This is a genomic window from Corynebacterium guaraldiae (assembly GCF_053480195.1).
Window position 1 is genome coordinate 35254 of sequence record NZ_JBRBAU010000011.1, and the last position, 23070, is coordinate 58323.

24 protein-coding genes are annotated in these 23070 nt (G+C 63.1%); 8 read left to right on the top strand and 16 right to left on the bottom strand.

Annotated features, from left to right (window positions below; genetic code table 11):
- Positions 1–34: 34 nt before the first annotated feature.
- Complete coding sequence (locus ACUY3D_RS09500) at positions 35–2131, top strand: PhoX family protein (RefSeq protein WP_070532262.1); 2097 nt, start codon at positions 35–37, stop codon at positions 2129–2131.
- Positions 2132–2158: 27 nt separating this feature from the next.
- Here the strand turns inward: ACUY3D_RS09500 and ACUY3D_RS09505 are convergent, their stop codons facing one another.
- From ACUY3D_RS09505 to dacB, 13 genes are read right to left on the bottom strand one after another with little or no spacing between them, the layout of a single operon-like run.
- Positions 2159–3106 (bottom strand): 2-dehydropantoate 2-reductase, encoded by a 948-nt coding sequence (locus ACUY3D_RS09505; protein WP_448240975.1) that lies wholly within the window; start codon positions 3104–3106, stop codon positions 2159–2161.
- Between the two features lie 39 nt (positions 3107–3145).
- The gene (locus ACUY3D_RS09510; protein ID WP_448240976.1) at positions 3146–3919 is read right to left on the bottom strand and encodes a pantoate--beta-alanine ligase; all 774 of its coding nucleotides are present in this window, start codon (positions 3917–3919) and stop codon (positions 3146–3148) included.
- Positions 3901–4578 (bottom strand): Rossmann-fold NAD(P)-binding domain-containing protein, encoded by a 678-nt coding sequence (locus ACUY3D_RS09515; protein ID WP_101736052.1) that lies wholly within the window; start codon positions 4576–4578, stop codon positions 3901–3903. Before ACUY3D_RS09515 ends, ACUY3D_RS09510 begins: the two co-directional genes overlap by 19 nt.
- Positions 4579–5766 (bottom strand): DUF6779 domain-containing protein, encoded by a 1188-nt coding sequence (locus tag ACUY3D_RS09520; RefSeq protein ID WP_448240978.1) that lies wholly within the window; start codon positions 5764–5766, stop codon positions 4579–4581. It abuts the gene before it with no gap.
- A 5-nt stretch (positions 5767–5771) separates the two neighbouring features.
- Positions 5772–6245 (bottom strand): DUF3180 domain-containing protein, encoded by a 474-nt coding sequence (locus tag ACUY3D_RS09525; protein WP_070532256.1) that lies wholly within the window; start codon positions 6243–6245, stop codon positions 5772–5774.
- A 3-nt stretch (positions 6246–6248) separates the two neighbouring features.
- Positions 6249–6719 carry a 2-amino-4-hydroxy-6-hydroxymethyldihydropteridine diphosphokinase gene (gene folK, locus ACUY3D_RS09530; protein WP_070532253.1) on the bottom strand — a complete coding sequence of 157 codons (471 nt, stop codon included), beginning with the start codon at positions 6717–6719 and terminating at the stop codon, positions 6249–6251.
- A complete protein-coding gene (gene folB / locus ACUY3D_RS09535; protein ID WP_070564117.1) occupies positions 6719–7090 on the bottom strand; it encodes a dihydroneopterin aldolase in 372 nt (123 codons plus the stop codon). Before folB ends, folK begins: the two co-directional genes overlap by 1 nt.
- Positions 7091–7094: 4 nt before the next feature.
- Positions 7095–8024 carry a dihydropteroate synthase gene (gene folP, locus ACUY3D_RS09540; protein WP_070564120.1) on the bottom strand — a complete coding sequence of 310 codons (930 nt, stop codon included), beginning with the start codon at positions 8022–8024 and terminating at the stop codon, positions 7095–7097.
- Between the two features lie 5 nt (positions 8025–8029).
- Positions 8030–8620 carry a GTP cyclohydrolase I FolE gene (gene folE / locus ACUY3D_RS09545; RefSeq protein ID WP_070532246.1) on the bottom strand — a complete coding sequence of 197 codons (591 nt, stop codon included), beginning with the start codon at positions 8618–8620 and terminating at the stop codon, positions 8030–8032.
- Complete coding sequence (gene ftsH / locus ACUY3D_RS09550) at positions 8610–11135, bottom strand: ATP-dependent zinc metalloprotease FtsH (RefSeq protein ID WP_448240979.1); 2526 nt, start codon at positions 11133–11135, stop codon at positions 8610–8612. The genes folE and ftsH overlap by 11 nt, the downstream gene beginning before the upstream one ends.
- 48 nt (positions 11136–11183) lie before the next feature.
- Positions 11184–11771, bottom strand: coding sequence for a hypoxanthine phosphoribosyltransferase (hpt, locus tag ACUY3D_RS09555; RefSeq protein ID WP_070532240.1), 588 nt, complete (start codon positions 11769–11771; stop codon positions 11184–11186).
- Positions 11755–12714 (bottom strand): tRNA lysidine(34) synthetase TilS, encoded by a 960-nt coding sequence (gene tilS, locus ACUY3D_RS09560; protein WP_154762494.1) that lies wholly within the window; start codon positions 12712–12714, stop codon positions 11755–11757. The genes hpt and tilS overlap by 17 nt, the downstream gene beginning before the upstream one ends.
- Positions 12704–13990 carry a D-alanyl-D-alanine carboxypeptidase/D-alanyl-D-alanine endopeptidase gene (gene dacB / locus ACUY3D_RS09565; RefSeq protein ID WP_154762493.1) on the bottom strand — a complete coding sequence of 429 codons (1287 nt, stop codon included), beginning with the start codon at positions 13988–13990 and terminating at the stop codon, positions 12704–12706. The genes tilS and dacB overlap by 11 nt, the downstream gene beginning before the upstream one ends.
- Positions 13991–14059: 69 nt before the next feature.
- On the opposite strand from dacB, the gene ACUY3D_RS09570 reads away from it, so the two are divergent.
- Together ACUY3D_RS09570 and ACUY3D_RS09575 are read left to right on the top strand one after the other, a co-directional pair.
- Entirely contained in the window at positions 14060–14533 is a 474-nt protein-coding gene (locus ACUY3D_RS09570; RefSeq protein ID WP_070522711.1) for an inorganic diphosphatase, read from the top strand.
- A 196-nt stretch (positions 14534–14729) separates the two neighbouring features.
- A complete protein-coding gene (locus tag ACUY3D_RS09575; RefSeq protein WP_101736059.1) occupies positions 14730–15566 on the top strand; it encodes an endonuclease domain-containing protein in 837 nt (278 codons plus the stop codon).
- Positions 15567–15644: 78 nt separating this feature from the next.
- On the opposite strand, the gene ACUY3D_RS09580 is transcribed toward ACUY3D_RS09575, so the two are convergent.
- The 3 genes from ACUY3D_RS09580 to ACUY3D_RS09590 are packed head-to-tail and all read right to left on the bottom strand — an operon-like array spanning position 15645 to position 18654.
- Positions 15645–16574, bottom strand: a complete 930-nt coding sequence (locus ACUY3D_RS09580; protein ID WP_101736060.1) for a S41 family peptidase — start codon at positions 16572–16574, stop codon at positions 15645–15647.
- A complete protein-coding gene (locus ACUY3D_RS09585; RefSeq protein ID WP_101736061.1) occupies positions 16571–17971 on the bottom strand; it encodes an FtsX-like permease family protein in 1401 nt (466 codons plus the stop codon). The genes ACUY3D_RS09580 and ACUY3D_RS09585 overlap by 4 nt, the downstream gene beginning before the upstream one ends.
- Entirely contained in the window at positions 17968–18654 is a 687-nt protein-coding gene (locus ACUY3D_RS09590; protein ID WP_101736062.1) for an ABC transporter ATP-binding protein, read from the bottom strand. Before ACUY3D_RS09590 ends, ACUY3D_RS09585 begins: the two co-directional genes overlap by 4 nt.
- Before the next feature lie 109 nt (positions 18655–18763).
- Between ACUY3D_RS09590 and ACUY3D_RS09595 the strand changes: the two genes are divergently transcribed.
- The 5 genes from ACUY3D_RS09595 (at position 18764) to ACUY3D_RS09615 (ending at position 23059) form a co-directional block, all read left to right on the top strand.
- On the top strand, positions 18764–19456 hold the full coding sequence (locus ACUY3D_RS09595; protein ID WP_448240982.1) for a sensor histidine kinase: 693 nt from the start codon (positions 18764–18766) through the stop codon (positions 19454–19456).
- A gap of 3 nt (positions 19457–19459) precedes the next feature.
- Positions 19460–20116 (top strand): LuxR C-terminal-related transcriptional regulator, encoded by a 657-nt coding sequence (locus tag ACUY3D_RS09600; protein WP_250224367.1) that lies wholly within the window; start codon positions 19460–19462, stop codon positions 20114–20116.
- Between the two features lie 132 nt (positions 20117–20248).
- Positions 20249–22255, top strand: a complete 2007-nt coding sequence (locus ACUY3D_RS09605; RefSeq protein WP_101736064.1) for a hypothetical protein — start codon at positions 20249–20251, stop codon at positions 22253–22255.
- Positions 22256–22291: 36 nt separating this feature from the next.
- Positions 22292–22594: a rhodanese-like domain-containing protein gene (locus tag ACUY3D_RS09610; protein WP_070522692.1), complete on the top strand. Its 303-nt coding sequence runs from the start codon at positions 22292–22294 to the stop codon at positions 22592–22594.
- Positions 22595–22729: 135 nt separating this feature from the next.
- Positions 22730–23059 carry a type II toxin-antitoxin system HicB family antitoxin gene (locus ACUY3D_RS09615; protein ID WP_070522687.1) on the top strand — a complete coding sequence of 110 codons (330 nt, stop codon included), beginning with the start codon at positions 22730–22732 and terminating at the stop codon, positions 23057–23059.
- The last annotated feature ends 11 nt before the right edge of the window (positions 23060–23070 follow it).

A 23070-nucleotide genomic window follows, 5' to 3' on the forward strand; every position in this document is an offset into this window, starting at 1 on the left:
ACCAACGATTTTCGATTTTTGGAGCATAACTTTCATGGCACTCAACGGCCGTAATCTCTTGGCTAACATGTTCACCTCGTCTCGTTCTTCTCTTACCTGCACCTACAAGTGCGGTAATGCCTGTTTCGGCGAATGCGAGAACACCTCCGACAACCCTTACTTCGGCGACCAGTTCTCCCGCCGTACCGCCCTGCGCGCCGGTGGCTTGGCTGTCGTCGCCGTTGGTGGTTCCTCTGCGCTGGCTGCATGCGCTGCTCCGGATGACAACGGGTCTGCGGCGGGCGGCTCCTCCAACAAGACCAGCGAAGTTAAGGGCTCCGACATCGAGCTCACCTCCGCCGAAGGCATGCACTTTGAAGCCGTTGAGGCCAATACCAAGGATGAGGTCGTCATCCCGAAGGGCTATGAGCAGTCCGTTCTGATTGCCTGGGGTGACCCAGTCATCGAGGGCGCTCCGGAATTCGACGTCAACAACCAGACCGCCGAAGCGGCGGAGAAGCAGTTCGGCTTCAACAATGACTTCGCCGGCCTCATCGAGCACCCGGATGACAAGAACCGCATGATCTACATGTGCTCGCACGAGTACACCACCGAGCCGATGATGTTCCCGGACTACGATCCGGAGAACCCCACCGAGGAACAGGTGAAGATCGGCTGGGCCGGTCACGGCCACACTATCCTCGAGGTGTCCAAGGTCAAGGGCTCCGGCGAGCTCAAGCGTGAGTTCGGCCCGCTCAACCGCCGCATCACCGCCACCACCCCGTTCACCCTGGTGGGCCCAGCTAAGGGCACTGACCTGGTGAAGACCTCCGCCGACCCGAAGGGTGAGAAGGTCCTGGGTACCCTCAACAACTGCTCCGGCGGCGTGACCCCGTGGAACACCATGCTCTCCGGCGAAGAGAACTTCGACCAATACTTCGCCGGCGGCGACATCAAGGATAAGAAGGCTGCTGAATCCCTCAAGCGCTTCGGCATCGAGGAAGGCCCGTCCGACCGCAAGTGGGAAAAGTACGATGACCGCTTTGATGTGACCAAGGAGCCGAACGAGCCGAACCGCTTTGGCTGGCTCGTGGAGATCAACCCGCTGGACCCGAAGTCCACCCCGATCAAGCACACCGCAGTGGGCCGCTTCAAGCACGAGGCCGGCAACATCCACATCACCAAGGATGGCACCGTGGTGTGCTACTCCGGCGATGACTCCCGCTTCGAGTACGTCTACAAGTTCGTCTCCACCAAGAAGTACAAGGAAGGCGATCTCGAGCACAACATGACCATCCTGGACCACGGCACCTTGTACGTGGCCAAGATGGAGGGCAACTCCCCGGAGAAGGAAATCGACGGCTCTGGTGTCCTGCCGGAGGACGGCGCTTTCGATGGCAGCGGCGAGTGGGTCAAGCTGCTGACCTCCGATACTGAGAACAACAAGTTCGAGTCCCACGTGGACGGCATGTCCGCCGAAGAGGTCGCCGTCTTTACCCGTGAGGCCGCCGACAAGGTGGGCGCCACCAAGATGGACCGCCCGGAAGACGTCCAGGTTCACCCGGAGACCGAGAAGGTCTACATCGCGCTGACCAACAATAAGTACCGCGGCGCCACCGGCGAGAACGCTAAGAAGAACAAGGAAGACGCCAAGGAATGGGCTCCGGTCAAGGAGAACAAGAACGGCCTCGTCATGGAGCTCGAGGATGACCACGCCGGTGAGAAGTTCACCTGGAACCTCTTCCTGGTCTGCGGTGACCCGCGTGAGGCCAGCACCTACTTCGGCGGCTTCGACAAGGAGAAGGTCTCCCCGATTTCCTGCCCGGATAACCTGGCCTTCGACAACCACGGCAACCTGTGGATCTCCACTGACGGCAACGCGCTGGACTCTAACGACGGCCTCTACGCCGTGACCACCGAGGGCGAGACCCGCGGCGAGCTCAAGTGCTTCCTCACCGTCCCGGCGGGCGCGGAGACCTGTGGCCCGATCGTCGACGATGACCGCGTCATGGTCAACGTTCAGCACCCGGGCGAGTCTGATGACGCCACCTTCGACAAGGCCACCTCCCACTGGCCTGATGGCGGTAAGTCCACCCCGCGCCCGGCCGTGGTTGTGGTGTGGAAGAAGGGCGGCAAGATCGGTACCGAATAAGGCACCGACGCTGCGCAGTGCACACTCTTAGGCGGTGCGCAGCTGCGCCTCCAGCACCTCCTGTGCGAAGTCCCACAACGGGGTTGCAACCCCAGCTTTGACGCCCATGCGTCGGATCGCTCCGACCTGGGCGTCTAATTCGTTGGGCAATCCTTCCTTGATATCGCGCTGCATTGAGGACGTGCTGTCCGGGTGCTGCTGGCGGGCAAACTCCATGGTCTGTTCCACCACGTTCTCCGGCAGCTCCACGCCGAGTGCGCGCCCGACGGCCTCGACTTCCCGCATGAATACCTCGAGCTGGCCGGGGATTTCCTGGCAGAGGTACCCAATCGGTTTGTCCACCAAGGCGCCTAGAGTGCCTGTCGGGGTGACGAACATGGCTTTCGACCAGACGTCGACAAGCGCGGCGTCGTGGAATTTGCTGGAAGCCCCCGCCTCCTTCAGCGCGGCCGCCAGCTCCTCGCCCGTGCGGCGCAGGGACTCCGGCGCCTCAGCACTCAGCGGACCAAAGGCCAAAGCCAAGGGCCCTGGGTTGCGCTTGATCTGCGCCGGCTCCAGGCGAGTGGCATAGACGCGAGCGACACCGGCGAGGATGTTTTCTTCCCCGAATTCCTCGGCCGCCAGGTACGGAATCTCGACCGAGTTGTGCGTGGTCACCACCGGGATTCCCTGCAGGGCCTCGCGGTCCTCCGCGCTGCCAAAGGTCTCGTTGCCCGGCAGCGCCTTCGAGGCAATAATTGCCACGTCCAGCCCACCCAAGAGTTCTTTGACCTCAGCAAAGGTGTGCGCAGCCGGGACCTTTATAACTTCGGTGGTTGTGGGTTCCGCGTGGGCGTCGATCAGCGTCACGCCCGTCTCCCCCAACACCCGTAAGGTCTCACCGCGAGCGACGAAGGCGACGTCGTGGCCCGCTGCTTTCAGTTTTCCGCCAAAGTATCCGCCGATGGCGCCGGCTCCCAGAATTCCAATCTTCATGCCTCCAACCTAACTGGTGGAGACCTGCGCCACAGACTTTTATCCGCGCTGTTCTAAGTTACGGAAGCCAATGCCCAACGGCACGCCCGCGTTATCGATGAGCCGCACCCCACCCACGGTAGCGGCGATAAAGAGGCGGGCATCGCCCTCTGCGGGGGCCTCACCCAGGTCGCGCCCGCGCAGCTCCACGTACTCCGGTTCCACGCCCGCGGCGGCCAACACCTCACGTGTCACGCGCACGACTTCCTCGGCCCCGGACTCCGCCGCGTACGCACCGGCGGTGAGTGCCGCCGACAGCGCGCTGGCTTGCTCGCGGGCTTCGGGTGCGACGTCAGCATTGCGCAGGCTCATCACCACTCCGTCCGGCATGCGCACCGAAGGAACTCCCTGCACACGCGCCCCGATGTGAAGGTCAGTAAAGGCCTGCTGAGTGGCCACGAGCAGCTCGTAATCCTTCTCCCCCATGAAAACATCACTGGGCCCCAAAGCACAGGTCAGCGCCACAACGCGGGTCAGCTCCGCGCTCACGTCCTCCATGCCGTGATCGGGCGCGAGAACCCGCGTGCGCTGGCTCTGCTCGCCATAGCGCCACACCACATCAACACCGTCGAGGGCAGAGATGTCCGTCTCGGGATCCACAGCCACGACCACGATGCCACCGCGCACGCGTTGTGCTGCCTGCACGAGTGCCAGGTGCCCGGCGTGAATATCGCGGCCCAGCGGCACGAGAACCACGCGCTTGCCCGTCTTGCGGTAGGCGCTGCCGACCATGCGGATGCGCTCGATATCCTCCACTAGGAGTTGTTCCGCCACGGCGCTTCCTTTCTTAGTGCCCACAGTTCCAGTTCTTCCATGTTCTTCTTCTCACCCACCATGCGGGCGACATCGCGGTAGTTGCGCGCCATGCCGAGCTCCACCGCGGCGGGATAGGCCGCGATGATGTCATCAGCGTCAAGCTCAAAATCGCTGCCCATGAAGTCTTCGATGATCTTCGCCTCTACAGAGGCCCAGGCACTCAACACGCCAAGCATTTCCGCGTAGTACAGCCGCGCCGCTCGTTCAGCGCGCTGTGCCGCCGGCACCGTTTCTGCAGTTTGGTGAATCTCCGAGAGCAGCAACCCAATGACGGTCTCCGCCACCTCATCGAGGGTGCCCACCGCGTAGGAGTCTCCCAGGGGCGCTGCGGCAATCGTCAGGCACCCGCGTGTTTCCAGCTCATCCAGGGCTTCCACCCCAGCCAGCAATGAGGTGTGGATGACGATTTGCTTGGGGCGCACGTGCTTTTCGACGTCCCCCACCGCCCCCTCGAGCTCCCTCGCCGTCGCGGCGAGAATCAGCGCATCGAAGCGGTCCAGCTGGGCGGGGTCCTCAAGCTTCTCAATGGTGTGGCCAGCCATCTCCAGACGGAGGGCGAAGTTAATGCCGGCTCGGGAATCACCCCACACTGCCACACGCATGCGCGGAGCAGACATCTACTTCTTCACGTCCTTGTTCTGCTGTTCTTTCCGGCGCTTGCTACGCGCCATGAGTTCAGCCACGGAGACCGCGCCCTCGCGGTGTTCATCGCTACGACGGCGGCCACGTGTGTCGGGCTGTGCGGTATCTGCTTCCGGCTTGCGATGGCGGTGGTGCGGCTGTGCGGGGCCAGCATCTTCCTTGACGTGCTGCGCGCCTGCGGCACCCTGGTTCCACTGCACGGCCTGGAAGCTATCGGTCTTAAACTCCGGCGCCTTCGGCTGTGTCTTTGGCTGGGACTGCTGCAGCTTCTGCTCAGCACGTGCCTGTGGCTGTTCTGCCTTGGGCTGTGGCTTCTGCTGCGGTTCACCCATGGGGCGAAACGCCGGCGGACGGTTCTCAGAGGGCTGCGGCGCGCCGAAGGGAGATGGAGCAGAAGCCGGGCGGGTGCCCTGCTGATCCGCGGGTTTCGCGGCACGTTGCTCGGCTGGCTTCGCCGCCGGCTGCTGAGTGTTGGCACGGGCATTATCCGCCAGCAGATTATCCAGCGGGTTGCTCACCGGGTGGGTCGGCTGCGAGCCGAGGCGGCCTGCCACGGCGTCGGCAGAAGGCGCGCCACCGGACTTCTGAGTGAAGTTCACGTTGGTGGCATCGCCACGCTCATCCACGCTCGCGCCGCCGGCCTTGCGCTCCAGCTCCTGGATACGGCGGGCCTCCGCGTACAGGGCGGCAGGTTCGTAGACCCACTCGCGCCCGGAGATCTCCTCGATCTGGGCGCGGATGGCTTCTAGTTCAGAACGGATCTCCGCCAGAACCTCGCTATTGTCTGCTGTGGAAGATCCGGAGGCGGTCAGTGAGGAAGCGGCATGGGCGCGCTCCACCGCCAGAAGCTCGTTGGCCTCATGGGCCTGACGGCGGTAGCGCACCACCAGGAAGAAGCCCAGAACCGCGGCCCACAGGGAGGCGAGCAAAGCGATCTTCAGCGCATTCGCTGAGCCCGAAACCAACATAACCAGGCTGGCAATGACAGCGAGAATGACCAAGACGATGAGCCCGATGGAACCGGCGTCCGTCTTCGAACCGGACTGGGAAGACTCCACCGACGTTGGCGGCTGTGAGTCCGGCTGTACAGAAAACTGGGTCGTCGGGCGATCATCCGGGGCCGACTCGTGCTGGGGCTCAGGGGCGTGGTTCGGACTCGTCATGCCCACTAACTTACCGCTTGTGCACCATCAGATGGAGGTGGCACCTCGCAGTGTCGCTCCAGCACCACTCCGGCAACGCACATCGCGGCACCACCCAGCGCCGAGGTCACCACCCCGGTCAGGTCACCGGACGCAGCAACGAGCTCGCCGGCGCGCGGCACGACATAGACCGCCATTCCCGCATAGGCCCCACCCACGATGGCGCCGGTCCACGCGGAGGCTTTACCGACGAGCAGGAATTGCGCGATAGTCATGGGATTCAGCTGCGAGTTATCCAGGCCGATGCCATGCTCATCGTCCTTGGCGCCGCGCACCTTGAGGGTCAACAGCACACAGACCAGCGCCATGGCCCACAGGGAAATCGACACCGTTGCCGGAATGGCCAGCATTGAGCCATAAAAGCGGGTGGTGAGGATGGCGGCCGCTGCGGCCACGAAGAGGGCCACGCCGACGAGCGCGCTGATCGACGTCCTCTTCATCGCCTACCCCACTTCCTTCACCGCTGCGACCTCGTCCTCATCGAGGCCCGCGATGAGCTCGCGCACCGGGGTGCCGTTGAGCTCCGCGTGCTCATCCGCAGCCAACCACGGCACGAGCACGAAAGCGCGCTCGTGTGCATAGGGGTGCGGGAGGGTGAGCTCCGGATCATCGGAGGTAACGCCGTCTATCTGCACGATGTCCACGTCTAAGGTGCGCGGACCCCAGTGCCGCACGCGTACGCGCTCGGCGGCTTCTTCCAACTTCTGGCCACGGCGCAGCAGCTCCAGCGGAGTGCAGTCCACGTCCACGATAAGCACTGCGTTGAGGAATTCATCTTGGTCAGTCACACCCCACGGCGGGGTGGCATAGACCGGGGAGGCCGCAACGGTCTCGGCGGCGAATTCATCGAAAACGGTCTGCAGGAGCGCGCGGCGATCCTCCATGTTGGACCCGATGGACAAGACAGCGCGCATTAGCCTGCCATCCGCTTCCGGGAGCGGCGCGCTACGACCGCGACGTCGGCAAAGGTGCGCGGGATGGGTGCCTTCGGCTTGTGGATCGTCACCTCGATGGCGTGGAGGATCTCGAAGCGCTGCATCGCGGTCTCGGCGACTTCAGCGGCCACCGTTTCGATGAGATCGCGGGAGGGGCCTTCGACGATGTTTGCTGCGACGTCGGCAAGCTCGGCGTAGTTGACCGTCCGTGACAGGTCATCCTCGATGCCCGCGGTGTCCAACCAACATGTGACGTCCACGATGAAGGGCTGCCCCGTCTTCTTCTCTTCCTCGAAGACGCCGTGGTAGCCAAAGCATTCCAGGCCGGTGAGCTCGATGCGATCCGCCATGGGTTTAAGCCCTCCCCAGCGAAGTCGAGACCACGGTGCCTCCATCGGCGCCGTTGGCGTAGCTACCGGAGGCATGCTCGCCGCCGGTATACGCCGCGCCCGCATTCCAGGCCGCGGCGACATCCACGGCATCGCGGGAGACATCAACCTCGTGCACGCGCACGCCCCACGCTCCCATCTGTGCGGAAATGGCGGTCACGGCCGCGGTGGCCGGATCCGCGAGAAGCGGGCTGGACTCGACACCGCGATCCTCCCGGATGGCGGCGAGGAAGCGCTTGCGGGAAGCGCCCACAAGCAGCGGGAACTCGCCCTCCAGGAATTCCGGCAACGCCTTGAGCAAAGCCCAGTTATCCTGCGGGGACTTGGCAAATCCCAGGCCCGGATCCACCACGATATTGTCGTGGCTAACACCTGCCTGGAGGGCGTTATCGGCGAGCTTCGCCAGGGACTCGTGGACATCGCGCACCACGTCCCCGCCGTGGTCGGCCACACCGGCGGCCGAACCGAATTGGACGGTGCGCCAGTGCATGAGGCACACCGGCAGACCGGTAGCCGCCATAGTGCGGTACATCTCCGGGTCGGCGGCACCACCGGAGACGTCATTGATCATGTCGGCACCAGCTTCGGCGGCAGCTTGAGCAACCGAGGCTCGCATCGTATCCACGGAGGTCTTGATCCCCTCCTCGTGCAGCGCCTTGATGACGGGCACGACGCGGTGCTCCTCTTCTTCGGCCGCGACACGCACTGCACCCGGGCGGGTGGACTCGCCGCCCACATCGATCATGTCCGCGCCGGAGGCCACCAAGTGCCGGGCGTGCGCGATGGCGTCGTCGACATTAATCCAGCGTCCGCCGTCAGAGAAGGAATCTTCCGTGACGTTGACGATGCCCATGACCAGCGTGCGGCCGGGGACGGTGAGGTTGCTGACTGCCATGGAAACTAGCTCCTAATGAGGCTCATGACCTCCGCACGGGAGGCCGCATTCTTCTTGAAACCGCCGCGGACCGCGGAGGTCGTCGTGGTAGCCCCCGGCTTGCGGATGCCGCGCATGGCCATGCACAGGTGCTCGCACTCGATGACCACGATGACGGACTGTGCGTGGAGGACGTCCACGAGGGCGTTGGCGATCTGGCTGGTGAGGCGTTCCTGGACCTGCGGGCGCTTGGCGTACATATCCGCCAGGCGGGCCAGCTTAGACAGTCCGGTGACGTGGCCGTCGGGGCCCGGGATGTAGCCGATGTGCGCCTTGCCGTAGAAGGGCACAAGGTGGTGCTCGCACGTGGAGTAGATGGGGATATCGCGCACGAGGACGAGTTCCTGGTGCTCCTCCGCGAAGGTCTTGTGGAGGACCTCGGTCGGATCTTGGTGCAAGCCGGCAAAGACCTCCGCATAGGCGCGGGCCACGCGGGCCGGGGTTTCGCGCAGGCCCTCGCGGTCGGGGTCCTCGCCCACGGCGATGAGAAGTTCGCGGACGGCTGCTTCGGCGCGCTCGTGATCGAACTCGCGCTGCGCCGGGATGTTATCGCTCATTGGTCTCGCCATCCTTGTACGGGTTGTTGCGGTATTCGTTGTCTCCCCAGCCGGGCGCGCCCCAGGCGTGTTCCTCCGGCTTGGCGTGGCGGCCGCGGCGCTCTTGCTCGCGTTCGCGTGGCTGTGCTTGAGGCTGTGCCTGTGCTGGCGGTTGCGCCTGCGATTCCGACTGTGATTCTGGCTGCGGTGCAGCGGACTCCGGCACGCGCGGAATCTCCTGGGTGACCTCGTTGCTGGGCCCCTTCTGCTCTTCAGCCGGTTGCTCCGCCGCCGGCTGGGCCTGCTCAGGAGCCACGGTCTCATCGCGTGCCCCATCGCTTTCGGCACGGTCCTCGCTGAGCTCGCGGCCGGTAGGTTCGGTGATCTCGGATTCCCCGAAGAAGGTGTTGCCCTTCTCTGGATCCACGTAGTCACCTGCGTGCTGGCCAAAGCTGAAGCCGATCTCCTTGACCGGCGCCGCCGTCCCGGCGGCGTCAGCGGGCTCGCCGCCGTTCTCCTTTGCGCGCTCCAGCTCCGCATGGCGGCGCTCGCGGGCGGCACGGGAGGCGTCGAGAAGCGTCATGCGTTTCGGCAGTTCCTCACCACGCTCCTGGGCCAGCTCCACCGGGGTCTTCACCGGCTCGCGGCCAGCCTGGCGCGGGAAGCGGGCGTCCTCGTTCGGGAAGACGTCGAAGGCCTCGCGCGGCTCGATGCCCTCGAAGATGCCCTCGAGGTCCGGGCGGCGCAGGGTTTCCTTCTCCAGCAGCATCTCGGCGAGCTTATCCAGGTAGTCGCGGTGCTCGGACAGGATGTCATAGGCCTGCTGGTGCGCGCGGTCCAAGAGGTACGCCATCTGCTCATCGATCTTGGTGGCCACGGAATCCGAGTAGTCAATGGTTCCACCGCCGCCGGCATAGCTGAAGGGATCGCCCTGTTCCTGGCCGTACTTGACGGTGCCCAGGTCCGGGCTGAAGCCGTATTCGGTCAGCATAGAACGCGCGATCTTGGTGGCGTGCTCGATATCGGAGGAGGCACCGGTGGTCGGTGCGCCGAACACGAGCTCTTCCGCGGCACGCCCGCCCATGGCGAAGACGAGGCGAGCGAAAAGCTCGTCGCGGGTGTACATGCCCTTGTCGTCTTCCTGCGCGGTCATGGCGTGGCCGCCGGTGCGGCCGCGGGCCAGGATGGTCACCTTGTAGACGCGCTCAATGTCCTTGAGCGCCCACGCCGACAAGGTATGGCCGCCCTCGTGGTAGGCGGTGACCTTCTTCTCATGCTCAGAGATGATCTTGCTCTGGCGGCGCGGGCCGCCGACGACGCGGTCGGTGGCCTCCTCCAGCGCGTCGTAGGTAATGACGTTGCCGCCAATGCGCGCGGTGAGCAGGGCAGCCTCGTTGAGAACGTTGGCCAGGTCCGCACCGGACATGCCGGCGGTGCGCTTGGCCAGCTGCGCCACGTCCACTTCCTTGGCCAGCGGCTTGTCCTTAGCGTGCACGCGCAGAATCTGCTCGCGGCCGGCCAGGTCCGGATTGGTCACCGGGATCTGGCGGTCGAAGCGGCCCGGGCGCAGAAGCGCCGGGTCCAAGATGTCGGGACGGTTGGTGGCGGCGATGAGGATGACGCCCTCACGGTCACCGAAGCCATCCATCTCCACGAGCAACTGGTTCAGCGTCTGCTCGCGCTCATCGTGGCCGCCGCCGGTACCGGAACCACGCTGGCGGCCCACGGCGTCAATCTCATCGACGAAGATGATGCACGGGCTATTCTGCTTGGCCTGCTTGAACAGGTCGCGCACGCGGGAAGCACCGACGCCGACGAACATCTCCACGAAGTCGGAACCGGAAATGGAATAGAAAGGCACGCCGGCCTCACCCGCAACGGCGCGGGCCAGAAGGGTCTTACCCGTGCCGGGAGGGCCGTACAACAGCACGCCGCGCGGGATTTTCGCGCCCAGCGCATGGTAACGCTCCGGATCATCCAGGAAGTCCTTGATCTCCTGGAGTTCATCCACCGCTTCATCCGCACCGGCAACATCCGCAAAGGTGTTGGTGGGCATGTCCTTGGTCAGCTCCTTGGCCTTGGAGCCACCAATGCCGAACATGCCGCCCGCGCCCTGCTGCATGCGGGTCATAAGCCAGAACAGCAGCGCGAAGAGGATCAGCATCGGCAGCAGGAAGCTGATCATGGAACCGATGAAGGAATCCTGCGTCACCTTGGTCTGGTACTTCTCCGCACCAGAGCCCTTCACCGCGTTAAAGACCTGCTCGGAGGCGCGGGCCGGGTACTTGGCAATGACCTCTTCGACGCCTTCCTGCTCCTCCACCGTCACCGGCTTCTTGAGCTTGAGGCGCAGCTGCTGCTCGCGGTCATCGATCTGTGCTTCCTCGACGTTCTTATCCGTCAGCTGCTGCATGGCCACGGAGGTGTCCACCTGCTTGAAGCTGCGGGCATCATTGCTAAAGAACGTGAAAGCGTACAGCAGGATGAGAACTAGGCCCGCGATCGAGCCATAGCGGATGATGTTCTTATTTTTCATTAATTACCTTGCGAATTCGAGGCCTCATGCAACAGAGGGCAAGAAAAACTAGTCGTTGCTGTATACCGCAGGCTCCAGCGTGCCCACATAGGGCAGGTCACGGTAGCGCTCCGCAAAATCCAGACCATAGCCCACGACAAACTCGTTGGGGATATCAAAGCCCACGTCGAAGAGATCCAGCTCCGCCTTGACTACCTCAGGCTTGCGCAGCAGCGTGACCACTTCCAGTGAACGGGGGTGGCGGCCCTGCAGGTTGCGGATGAGCCAGGACAAGGTCAGGCCGGAGTCGATGATATCTTCCACGATGACCACATCACGGCCCTCGATATCGCGGTCCAGGTCCTTCAAAATACGCACCACGCCCGAGGAGGAGGCCGAGTTGCCATAGGAGGACACCGCCATGAACTCCAGTTGGGACGGAATGGTGAGCTTGCGGGCAAAGTCCGTCAAGAAGAAGACCGCACCCTTGAGCACGCACACCAGGATGAGGTCATCATCGGCGTTGCTGTATTTCTCGGAAACGCGGTCCGCCATCTCTTGGATGCGCGCCTGAAGATCGTCTTCGGCGACGAGTACGTTTCTAATGTCCTCTCCATAAGGATTGGCGGGGACGGCTGAATCATGGGTGTCGTGCACGTGAGCGCTCCTTTGCTGACCGAGGCAATAGTGACAGTTTGCCACCAACGCGTGCGACTTCCAACCTTGTACCTCTCTTTTCACCACGGACGGCGACTGGCCCCTGCCCATGCCACTGCACGCACAGGGCATCGATGCCGCGCACCGCCTCGCGCGTAACCTCTACCCCTTCCTCGCGCAGCCACGCGGCAATCGCCCGGCGGCGCTTCGGCTCGGGAAGGGCGGCCAGCTCGGCGCAGTCGGGGGTGGGGTGGGTGGTGAGGAAGGCGTCGTCAAGCGCGGCGTCATAGGCTGCCTGGGCCAAAGCCGGCACGGGGTCACCGCCTAGGATCTCCTGCAGGCGCGGGAGGATCTCGCGGCGCAGCGCCACGCGGCGGAAGGCCGGGTCCTGGTTCTGCGGGTCCTGCCAGACCTCCAGTCCCAGCTCCGCGCAGGCGCCCTCGGTCTGCGCACGGCGCACGCGCAAAAGGGGGCGCAGCACGCGCACGCCCTCCACCTCGGAGCGCTCGCACATGCCCGCCACCTTCCCCCGCAGGGCGCTCAGCAGCAGGGTTTCGGCCTGGTCATCGGCGGTATGAGCCACCGCCACCTCGCCCCAGGGTGCGAAGGCACGGTATCGGGCGGCGCGGGCTTCGGCCTCAACGGAGCCGTGCTTGGCGACGTCCACCGGCAACACCTCCGCCCCGGCTCCCAATCCACGAGCCTGGTCGGCAGCCCGGCGCGCCTGTGCGGCCGAGCCTTCCTGTAGGCCGTGGTCGACGCAGAGCGCTGTGACCTCATGACCTTCTGCGACGAGGGCCGCGGTCAGCGCCAGCGAGTCGGCCCCGCCGGACAAACCCACCGCGATGGCGCGGGGGTGCTGCCCCACCACGGCGCGGGCGGCCACCCGGCAGGCCAAGAAGTTGGGGCTTTTACGTGGCCAAAAAGGTTTCTTAGAAGTCATGGAGTGCGGCGGCGAGGGCGTCTTGGGCCTGGCGGGCGGAGGTGACTTCGCCGTCGTTGACCAGGAAGGCGAAGGCATAAACCCGGCCCGACTGGCCTTGGGCGGTGCCGGTCAGCGCGGAGGTTCCGGTGAGTGTGCCGGTCTTGGCGCGCACGAAGCCGCGGGCGGGAGAATCGGAATAGCGCTCATAGAGGGTTCCTTCGCCGCCGGCGAGGGGGAGGTAGCCCAACAGTGGGCGTAGCTCTTCGGCGGCTACGGCTTGATCCGCGATGTGGGCGAGGAGGCTTGCCGGGATGCGATTATCGCGGGAGAGACCGGAACCGTCCTTTAAGGTGACGCCGTTGACGTCGATGCCGGCGCCGCTGAGCACGTCGAGGGTGGCCTGCGCGGCGCCGTCGAAGCTTGCCTCCGCGTCTTGGCTGATGGCCAGCTCGCGGGCGATGGCCTCTGCCATGACGTTGTCGGAGTCCTTCGCCGCTTGCTGCGCGCGCAAGGCCAGCGGCTCGGACTCGCTGGAGGCGATGGCCTCCGCGTTGTCGGGTGCGGGGGCCATGTCGACTTTATCGGTACCCAGGCGTTTGGCGAGCGCGCGGGCGACGTCGAGTGCCGGCTCATGGGAGCGCGGGACGTCCCCGGTCTTCTCCCCGATGCGCCCGCCGTAGAGCATGGCTGGCTGGATGGGTGCGACATAGCCACCGTCGATATTGTCATCGTCCCAGCCGGGAGCCTGGTCGGGGCCGGCCCAGACGGAGGTATCAATGGATACTCGGTTGACGGTGCTCATGTGCTTCTTGATCTGCTCCGCGAGCTCATCGAGGCGCTCGTCCGTCAGCCACACATCGCCGGAGGCTTTGATGACCACGTCGCCATCGTTATCGCCTTTGACCACTTCCGTGGTGAGGCGTTCTTCTTCATCGAGCGCGAGCGTTGCTGCGGCGAGGGTGAGGACCTTGGTCGAGGAGGCAGGCGTGAGCGGCTTTGCGGGTTCGCGCTCCCACAGCACCTCGTGGGTGGTGGTGTCGATGACCTGACCGCCGAAAGTGGCGAGAGCCTTGTCTTTGCCCAGCTCATCCAACTTCGCTTTAAGCGCGGCGGTGTCTATCTCACCAGGCTCGACGGGTTGGAGCAGCGTTTCGGGTTCTGCCTGCTTATAGGGTTGGCCGTGGTCCAGTTGATCGTAGGTGCGCTGGACTTCTACGCCCACTGCGGCCGTCGCCGCCACGACGCCGGCCGTGACGAGGGCCGCAGTACTCCACCAGACATGCTTAGCTTTCATCGCCCTTTAGACTAGCGCGGTAGACTATGCGGAGCACATGCCAACCTATTAGTTATGGAGGATTCAGCCGTGAGCGTTGAAGTAACCATCGAGATCCCTAAGGGCTCCCGCAACAAGTACGAGATCGACCACGAGACCGGCAAGGTCCACCTCGACCGTTACCTGTTCACCCCGATGGCCTACCCGGCTGACTACGGCTTCATCGACCACACCCTGGGTGAGGACGGCGACCCGCTCGACGCACTAGTGATCCTCCCGGAGCCGGTCTTCCCGGGCGTTGTCGTGGAGGCCCGCATTCTCGGCGTATTCAAGATGACCGACGAGGCCGGCGGCGACGACAAGCTGCTCGCCGTCATCGATGACCCGCGCTGGGAGCGCTACCAGGACATCAACGATGTGGAGCAGCACATCAAGGACGAGATCGAGCACTTCTTCGTCCACTACAAGGACCTGGAGCCGAACAAGGAAGTTACCGGCTCCGGCTGGGGCGACAAGGCTGAGGCAGAGAAGATCCTCGAAGAGGCTAAGGCTCGCTTCAAATAATTCGCACTTCTAAGGGACGTTTCGATCAAATAGGGCCCCAGACCCGGGGGTTTGAGAGGCCTTATTTGATCGAAACGTCCTTTTTCTTTGTCACCGCGACAACTCCTCGTTCGTGACGTACGATTCGATCAAATAGGGGGCCGAAAACAGCGGTTTCTGGGGGCTTATTTGTTAGAAACGTACTCATCGGGGGCACATGGAAATTTTCGAGGGACGCGCGGGCACTCGCCGCGCGGCTAACGGCCAGGCAATCAAGATTTGTCGCGGTCTGTATTTATCTGCGGTGCCAACGCCGCGCGAGCTCGCTGAAATCGTCTCAAGACGCTGGCCAGACTCAGCCTTGGATGGCTATTCCGCCGCCCAGCAGTATCTTGGCCAAGAACTAACTTTTCCGCTTCACTTCCTGCGCGCAGGAACGATGGCACCGAGCACGTACTTCCGGAGCCGACGGGCGCGGCCCAAAGCGCTGGGCAGCATGAATGGGGTAAACGTGTGTAGCCCGCTGCAATGCGTTGAGGCGATGGAGCACGAGGATGCCGTGGCCTTCATCGAGGCCTTCTTCGCCGGGCCGCATGGGCGCTCGCGCATCGAGACGGAACAGCTGGACTTTCGCCGCCTGCCCAAGCACACGCGTGAGGTGTTGGAAAAGGCCATCGTCGGGGCGGATAGCAAGCCGGAGCGCGACCTCACCCGGGGTCTCGATCCCCACGTCAAAGTCCGCAACAACGTGCGGATTGGCCCCTACCGCTGGGACTTGCTCCTAGAGGAACACAAGGTGGCCATCGAGGTGGACGGATACGCCTACCACAAAGGCGAGAACCGGCAGCGTTTCGAGATCGACCGCCAGAAGCTTAACGACGCCATCCAGCGCGGCTACCGGCCCCTCCACTTCACCGCCGCCACAATTGAGCATCACCTTGACGTCGCGGTTCACCAGGTTCTCGCGGTCATCAAAGGGCGAGGCGAGCTCGTTCCTCCGCCGTGGAAGTGGCATCATTACTGGCGGTGGGAAGGCGAGCGTTGGGCAGGCTAGCGTTGCAGCTGTTCAGCCGCAACGTGCCGACAACGAACTGGGCTGACTAACGCTGCGGCTTACTAACACTGCAGCTAACTAACTGCAGTGGGACGCGAGCCAGCCATCGAGCTCCGATTCCGGGGCATCGGGGGCAATGGGATCCTCGGCGAACTCCTCGCCCGTGCGCGCCTTGTCCTTGGCCGTGGTGAGCATGAGCGAGCGGCCGTCCGGATAATCCAGAACCACGTTCGCAGAGGCGTAGCCGGCGGTCGGCTCGCCGAAGGTGCGCACGTTATCCAGGCCGCGGAAGGCCAGGAGGGTGGCCTCGCCGGAGGACGCGGTTTCGTCGTCGGTGAGCACGGCGACGGGGACCTCAAGCTTGCCGCCCGACGTGGTGGTGGGCGTGCCACCGCCGGTGACGGAGTTGCCGTCGATGGTGACGTCAGTAGTCCCCATCCGGCTGACGAAGGAGAGCACGGTGCCATCCGGCAGCAACGGACTGAGTCCCGCGTACATCGGGCCCATGTCGCCGCCGCCATTGCCGCGCAGATCCACCACGGCAGCGCAGGCCTCCGGATGGGCGGTCAGACCTTGAGCGAGCGTGTCGGCGTAGGCCTGGCCATCATCGTGGCGGCCGATGGACGGGACGGTGGCGCGCAGAACGCCGTCCTCGAAGGAAACCGAGGGTTCAGTGTTTTCGATGGCCTTTTCCTTCTCGGCGCTAAAGATGTTGGAGTGCTTGCCGCCGGCGGCATCGATGGCAGCATCGAGGAGCTCAGCGTTCGTGGGGTCCTCTTTGAAAGCCTCGCGGGCGCGCTGGAATTCCTCGCTCTCGCCATAGATTCCGGAGATCGCTGCAGTATCCACCATCGCTGTATTGATGCGCTTCTCGCTGGCGTTGAAGAGGAAGTAGGGCTTGCCCAACAGCGCCCCACCATAGGAGGGGCCGAAGAAGTACACGGCCGCGACCACGGCGATGAGGGCAACAAGGAACAGTCCGCCGAAGATTTTCAGTACAGTTTTCATTCTTTCCTTCCTCCCGTGCGCAGCACGTAGCCGCGCAGGGGTTCAACAATGACAATGGCTAGCAGCGTGACCAACCAACCTATGGCCAGGAATCCGAAGGCCATGAGCATGCGGCCGAGAACATCGACGTCGCTTGAATCGACACTGGAGAAGAACATCAGCGAGGCGATGCCACCGCCGAAGAGGAAGCCGAAGAAGCTCAAGCCCACGACCGGCCCCATGACGGTCCAGGCACCGGAGCGGAACTGGAAGCCGCGCGGCACGCCCATGAGATCCAGGGAGCGGATGAGCTCCTTATCCTCAAAGATGCCGGAGACCTGTCCCAGGATGATGGACATGGTGGTCAGCGTGAAGCCAAAAATGAGGGTTAATAGAACACCGGTGGAGATGTCCTTGAACACCACGTTCATCCCCGGGTCTTCCTTCAACACCAGGGCCAAAGCGTCTGCGCCCAGGGGTGCGGCAACGAGGAATCCCGCCAAGTAGCCGAAGAAGCCGATGGCCGCACTCCGCCGCCAGGCGGGGCGCGCATTACCTGCCACTCGCTGGCAGGCCACGAAGTGCGCGGTGCCCGGGAAGAGGGACAAGATGTGCGCGCCGAGCTGCAGGATGAAGGGAGCGATGAGGTTGATGCTCATCAGCATGCCGAACATGACCACGATGACCATGGCGGTCGGCGGGCCCGCCTTGCCGGAGAGGAAAACCCCACCGACCGCCACGATGATGAGGAAGACGATGGCGCGCCACCAGCGATAAGCCGCGGGCATCTGACGCTTGGCCACGCCCAGCGGGCTCACCCGCACCCGGCGCATGCCGACGAGTGCTGCGCCGATGGCCAGCAGGAAAAGCACACCCGCCACGGCGAGGTAGCCCCACCACGGGAGGAGAAGCTCGGACAGAGCAATGAAACGCATCTGGAAATCCAGCTGGGTGAAGACCGGCGCGACGAGCAGGCTGATCAGCCCGCCGAGCACGATGCCGATCACCGCCTGCAGGCCCGTCTCCACGATGACCATGCGCTCCACCTGGCGGGAGCTCAATCCCAACAGGCGCAGGGTGGCCAGGCGCTGCTCCCTGCCGGACGCCCCCAGGACGGCGGCTTGGGCAGTGAGGTTAAACAGCGCCGGAAGGATGAACGCACAAGCAAAAAGGGCTAGGGCAAACCAGGGATAGAGGAAGGCCTCCATCTCATTGCCGAAGGCCTCCTTGAGTGCCGGGGCGGCATCCTCGACGTGCTGGGCGCGCTCCCAAAACATCCAGGTGCCGCCCGCGACCAGGAAGGCGATGGCGGAGCCAATGGTCAGGCTCACAATCGCCAGCACCGAGACAATTCCTGTTCCGGATCGCGCGCGAATGGATTCGCGCTGCAGGTCAAAGACCAAAGTCGCGGTGTTCATCGAATCACCTCGAGGCGGCGGTCGTCGTGGATGATGCCATCGCGAATCTCCACGCGACGCTGCATCCAGTCGGCCACCTTCGGGTCGTGCGTGACCATGACCAGGCTGGCACCCGACTGGCGCACGATGGTGGTGAGCATCTGCATGACTTCGTGGCCCGTGGACTGATCCAGCGCACCGGTCGGCTCGTCGGCGAAGACCACGCCCGGGTTAGCCACCAGCGCACGCGCAATAGTCACGCGCTGCGCCTGGCCGCCAGAAACCTGCGCTGGGCGGCGCTCCGCCAAACCGCCCAGGCCCAGTTGGTCCAGCAGTTCCATCGCGCGCTTGCGGGCTGCACCCCGCCCCATACCGTTAAGCATCGCGGGCAACGCCACGTTGTCCACGTTGCTCAGCTCCGGCAGCAGCTGGCCGTCTTGGAAGACGAAGCCGAAATTGCGCAGGCGGGTGCGGGAGCGGGGGGCGTCGCCAAGCGCGGAGAGCTCCTCATCCCCGTAGCGCACACTGCCGTGCGTGGGGGTGAGCACGCCGGACATGCAGTGCAACAGCGTGGACTTGCCGGAGCCGGACGGCCCCATGACGGCCACGAGCTCGCCCGGTTCAATGTCGAGGGAGATTCCAGCGAGCACCGGGCCGCCGCCGAAATCCTTGGTGATGTCTGTCAGGGAAAGTATCTGTGCCATGTCTCTCATTTCACCGTCTCAGGCCCGCTTAAAGAACAGCCCTAGCGTTGCTCTTTAAGGTAGTGCCAGCACTACCCCTGCCGCAGGGGCGGACCACTATGCTGGGCCTGTGTTCCGAAGAAAGCCCCAGCCCACCAACCATGAGCAGCAGCAAGCGGAGAAGATTGCGCAGCTCACGGCCTCGCGCCGCGCCATCGCGGATGCCTATGAGGTGGAGCGCGCCCGCATCGAGCGCGACTTACACGACGGCGCGCAGCAATACCTCGTGGCCGCGAGCATGAAGTTGGGGGAGGCTCTTCTCGACGCCCCCTCTGACCTCACCGAGCTGCTTACCGCCGCCAAACAGGACGTGGACCGCGGCCTCAAATCCTTGCGCGCCACGGTGCACGGCATCCACCCGCAGGTGCTGCAGGATCACGGTTTGGTGACCGCGCTTGCCGACGTTGCTTCCTCCCACGGCCCCCACGTCAGCGTCTTCGCCCCGCATCCTTTGCCCAAGCTCTCCGCCTCCGTGCTGGCCTGCGGCTACTTCTTCGGCACGGAGGCTTTGACCAATGCGGCCAAGCACGCGCCCGGCGCGCCGGTGTCTGTTTTAGTGACCGCGGATGCCTCCTTGAAAATCGCCGTGGTAGATGAGGGGCCAGGCGGCGCGCGGGTGGTGCCGGGCCACGGCTTGGCGGGGATGGCCGAGCGCCTCGCGGCTTTCGGCGGGGAGATGACGCTATCCTCTCCCCCGGGCGGGCCGACGAGGCTGGCGTGCTCGATTCCTCTTCTTCTCGATCGCGGACAGTCAGGAGTTTAAGAAATGAGTTTGAGAATCGTCGTGGCGGATGACTCCGCCATTTTGCGCGAAGGTTTAGCTGGCCTTCTGGAGCGCCGCGGGCATCAGATTGTGGGCCAGGCGGATTCCGCCCCGGAGCTTGAGGCCGTGATGGATAAGCTGCGCGATGAGCTTCCGGACATCGTCATCACGGACGTGCGCATGCCGCCGGGCATGGGCGATGATGGGCTCAAGGCCGCCGTGAACTTGAGAAATGCATACCCGGGCTTACCCGTCATGGTGCTCTCCCAGTATGTGGCCCCGGCATACGCGGTGGAGCTCTTCGACTCCCCCGATGCCGGCACCGGCTATCTTTTGAAGGACCGCGTCTCCGAGGTGCGGGACTTCCTCTCCAGCTTGGACGTGGTAGCCCAGGGCGGCACCGTCATCGACCCCACCGTGGCACAGGCGTTAATGAGCTCCGGGCGCAGCGGCCTGGGCGAGCTCACCCCGCGCGAGCGCGAGGTGCTTGAATTGATGTCCCGCGGCAAATCCAACAAGGACATCGCCGCCGAGCTCGTCCTTTCTTCCGCCGCGGTGGCCAAGCACGTTTCCAATATCTTCACCAAGTTGCGGCTGGACCCCAGCGAGGACAACCGCCGCGTGAAAGCCATCTTGGAGTACCTCTCAGCGCACCGCTAAAGCCCGCGCCTGCCCACCGTCCACAAGAGCACCCTGACAGAGACCATCCACAGGATCCCAAGGAAACTGTGACGCAAGACGCATAAGCTTGTCCGTGCCCTTACCCAACCCACTCTGGAAGGACCCCGCTTAATGGACGTGCAGCTCAACATCGTGCGCTTTAACCGAGAAAAGATTGCTGACCATGACTATTTTCTGGAGTTAATTCAGACGGAAGGGCTGGACTCCTTCCGGAAGCCGGATCCAGAAATGGAAGAAGCATCGGCCGCACTCTCCAAACTCTTCGGACAGGACGTGCCCGCGCATTCGGCCGTCACGGTCACGATGGATTCGAGCAATTTAGAACTCCAAGAAAAGCTAGCTTTGCTGGCGTATTACCACGGCTTGGTGGTCTTCATTGGAACCACGGACATCCTCTTTAATGCGACTGGAATCCCCACGAGCAGCAATGGCCTTTCCTCCATCAGGAACTGCATGGGAACTATGTGGCGACAGGTCAGCAGACCGATGCTTGATCGCGCCTTTGAGGACGCCCTGCGCCTGCCGGTGTCCGAGCAAACGTGGCTTCAGGTAGTCAACTATGGCTCGGAAGAACGCAGCTACGGCCTCGATATGTCCATGCACGTGCGCGCAAGCGGGCAGTTCGAACTGATATGGTCCAGCCTCCCTCCAGAGGCCACTGAACCAGTATTCCGCACGCTCACTGTCGATACTTACGAAGAAGCACGAGAGATTCTGCTTTCCTTCAGTGATCACAACCCGTTGATCGAAGAACTTGCGTGGGAGCCGTTGCCTCAACGTGAATCTAAGCCAATCCTGGATGCTTCAGTCCGCCACGAAACACCCTGGCGCCGGCTGGACGCGGTGAAGGAGCTCCCCGCAGGCGTGATGGTCCATCTACACAAATGGCCAACGTTTTCCCTGGCCTACGGCCGCAATGCGCAAGGACAGTGGACCGCGAAGGTTTACGATAACCTCGGCACCGACAATGTGCAGACCTTCGACATCGCAGACGAAGTCATCGCAGTGGCGGAGCACTATTTGGACGGCAACGGCGAGATGATTTCCACGGTCTTCCCGGACTCTTCATCTTCGGATCCGGCACCGTACACCACGGTCACCGCAATGGAGCTTCCGGAGCGCGAGGAGCAGTGGACAGAAGCATCAGTATGCATGATGCACCGCATCCGTGCTGACCATAATGGCGAGCCCAGCCCTCGGATGCAGAAATATATTGAGAGGATTAACTCAAAGCTCGGAAGCGAAATCCTCCTCGCCGAGGAGCACGTGGAGGCACAAGCACTCACTCGGCTGCTCATCCCTGCCGACGTCAGGTCGGTCACAATAGAGAGGCTTACTCATCTGGCGCAGGATCATGGCATTTCGCTTGTTGTCGATGATTCCCTGGCACTGTACAACCCGTCGGGCAAGCCGCTTCCGGGGGCTGAGAGCTGCCAGTTGAAGCTACTCGCGGATAAGTTGTATGTGAACACTTGGGAGGTGACCACCTCCTCCTCCGTACTCGAAGCAGGCCTTCGCCTCTTCACAGGATGGAGGCTTGAGGTTCGATCCGGGAGTCAGGTGGACTTCCAGGAGCGTTATACCTTGGAAACAACCTATACGGGCGACAACGTTTCGCTTGACCTTGTCACCCCCGACGGGAACCTACACGAAATCCCATCCATCCCACTGCCCCTTGCTCTGGATTTGATGGTTGAATTCACCTACTCCCCGGCGCAGTTGGTGGACAAAGTGAATTGGCAAGATCAGAAGTCGTCCTCAGATATCCCTGAGGAAGAGCGCTTCATGGTCAACGCCACGGTCTTCGGCTCAGCTGCGTATCTTTTCAACGATGACCTTCTCGAGGCAGTTCGCCAGGACGGCTTCCCCGAAGTGGGAGCGTGGGTAGCAGCCTTTGACCGAATAGTCCCGGGCGACTACTGCCAGGTCGACCGCGTGCAACCCTCAGAAACAGGAGCGGCACGCTACCTCGTCGAATGGGGCCACAACAACGGTGAGGAAGAAAACTTCCAGATGCTCCTAGAGGACATCGACGAAGCCTTGTCCCTCCTTGAACGGTTTGTGAACGGGGACCGCGCAGAGTTTGAAGCTCTTCCGTGGACGCGACGAGTGGAGTAACAACACTAGGCCCTATGCGTGACTAGGGTATGGGGCATGAGAAACGTAACGCCACAGGAAGTACCTGAGAACGCCCAGCTTATCGACGTCCGCGAGGACCACGAGTGGAACACCGAGCACGCCCAGGGCGCCACGCACATCCCGATGGGCGAACTAGTTGATCGCATCGACGAGATTGACCCGGACCAAGACATCTACGTCATCTGCCACCTAGGCGGGCGCAGCATGCAGGTCTGCCAGTACTTGGAGCACACCAAGGGCTGGGACGTCATCAACGTCGAGGGCGGAACGGATGGTTGGAAGGCCCAAGGCTGCCCTATGGTTTACCCAAACCACTAGTGGTACCATTTGCGGTACCATACAGGTGTGGTTTCCAAGATAGAAAAGATCCTCACAAAGATGCGGGCCTCACGGACAAACGTCCGCTTCTCAGAGCTGCAACTTGTGTGTGACTTCTATTTCTAGGAGCAGATCATGAACCTCGCAGACAAATACACCTACCAAACCGCTTGGTCAGAAGAAGATGGCGAGTTCGTTGCCACAGTCCTAGAGTTCCCTTCCCTGTCATGGCTGGATGCTACTGCGACCACCGCAGAAGCCGAGTTGCGCAGCGTCGTCGAAGAAACTCTAGAAGATATGCAACGCAACAATGAACACATCCCAGAACCATTCGGACAGCGAAGCTACTCGGGGAAGTTCAACCTCCGCATACCTCAGTCACTTCACCGAGACCTGACCATCGAAGCAGAACGGGAAGGCGTTTCTCTCAACACACTCATCGTGCAGAAGCTAGCCTCAGCCTGAAACTAGTGGGC

Excerpts from the sequence above, each read along its gene's own strand:
- ACUY3D_RS09585 (WP_101736061.1), bottom strand. The coding sequence starts at position 17,971 with ATGAACACCGCGACTTTGGTCTTTGACCTGCAGCGCGAATCCATTCGC.
- ACUY3D_RS09615 (WP_070522687.1), top strand. The coding sequence starts at position 22,730 with ATGAACCTCGCAGACAAATACACCTACCAAACCGCTTGGTCAGAAGAA.
- ACUY3D_RS09610 (WP_070522692.1), top strand. The coding sequence starts at position 22,292 with ATGAGAAACGTAACGCCACAGGAAGTACCTGAGAACGCCCAGCTTATC.
- ACUY3D_RS09525 (WP_070532256.1), bottom strand. The coding sequence starts at position 6,245 with ATGAAGAGGACGTCGATCAGCGCGCTCGTCGGCGTGGCCCTCTTCGTG.
- ACUY3D_RS09590 (WP_101736062.1), bottom strand. The coding sequence starts at position 18,654 with ATGGCACAGATACTTTCCCTGACAGACATCACCAAGGATTTCGGCGGC.
- folP (WP_070564120.1), bottom strand. The coding sequence starts at position 8,024 with ATGGCAGTCAGCAACCTCACCGTCCCCGGCCGCACGCTGGTCATGGGC.
- ftsH (WP_448240979.1), bottom strand. The coding sequence starts at position 11,135 with ATGAAAAATAAGAACATCATCCGCTATGGCTCGATCGCGGGCCTAGTT.
- ACUY3D_RS09505 (WP_448240975.1), bottom strand. The coding sequence starts at position 3,106 with ATGAAGATTGGAATTCTGGGAGCCGGCGCCATCGGCGGATACTTTGGC.
- ACUY3D_RS09520 (WP_448240978.1), bottom strand. The coding sequence starts at position 5,766 with ATGACGAGTCCGAACCACGCCCCTGAGCCCCAGCACGAGTCGGCCCCG.
- ACUY3D_RS09580 (WP_101736060.1), bottom strand. The coding sequence starts at position 16,574 with ATGAAAACTGTACTGAAAATCTTCGGCGGACTGTTCCTTGTTGCCCTC.
- tilS (WP_154762494.1), bottom strand. The coding sequence starts at position 12,714 with ATGACTTCTAAGAAACCTTTTTGGCCACGTAAAAGCCCCAACTTCTTG.
- folB (WP_070564117.1), bottom strand. The coding sequence starts at position 7,090 with ATGGCGGATCGCATCGAGCTCACCGGCCTGGAATGCTTTGGCTACCAC.
- folE (WP_070532246.1), bottom strand. The coding sequence starts at position 8,620 with ATGAGCGATAACATCCCGGCGCAGCGCGAGTTCGATCACGAGCGCGCC.
- ACUY3D_RS09575 (WP_101736059.1), top strand. The coding sequence starts at position 14,730 with ATGGAAATTTTCGAGGGACGCGCGGGCACTCGCCGCGCGGCTAACGGC.
- ACUY3D_RS09600 (WP_250224367.1), top strand. The coding sequence starts at position 19,460 with ATGAGTTTGAGAATCGTCGTGGCGGATGACTCCGCCATTTTGCGCGAA.
- ACUY3D_RS09515 (WP_101736052.1), bottom strand. The coding sequence starts at position 4,578 with ATGTCTGCTCCGCGCATGCGTGTGGCAGTGTGGGGTGATTCCCGAGCC.
- ACUY3D_RS09500 (WP_070532262.1), top strand. The coding sequence starts at position 35 with ATGGCACTCAACGGCCGTAATCTCTTGGCTAACATGTTCACCTCGTCT.
- folK (WP_070532253.1), bottom strand. The coding sequence starts at position 6,719 with ATGCGCGCTGTCTTGTCCATCGGGTCCAACATGGAGGATCGCCGCGCG.
- ACUY3D_RS09605 (WP_101736064.1), top strand. The coding sequence starts at position 20,249 with ATGGACGTGCAGCTCAACATCGTGCGCTTTAACCGAGAAAAGATTGCT.
- dacB (WP_154762493.1), bottom strand. The coding sequence starts at position 13,990 with ATGAAAGCTAAGCATGTCTGGTGGAGTACTGCGGCCCTCGTCACGGCC.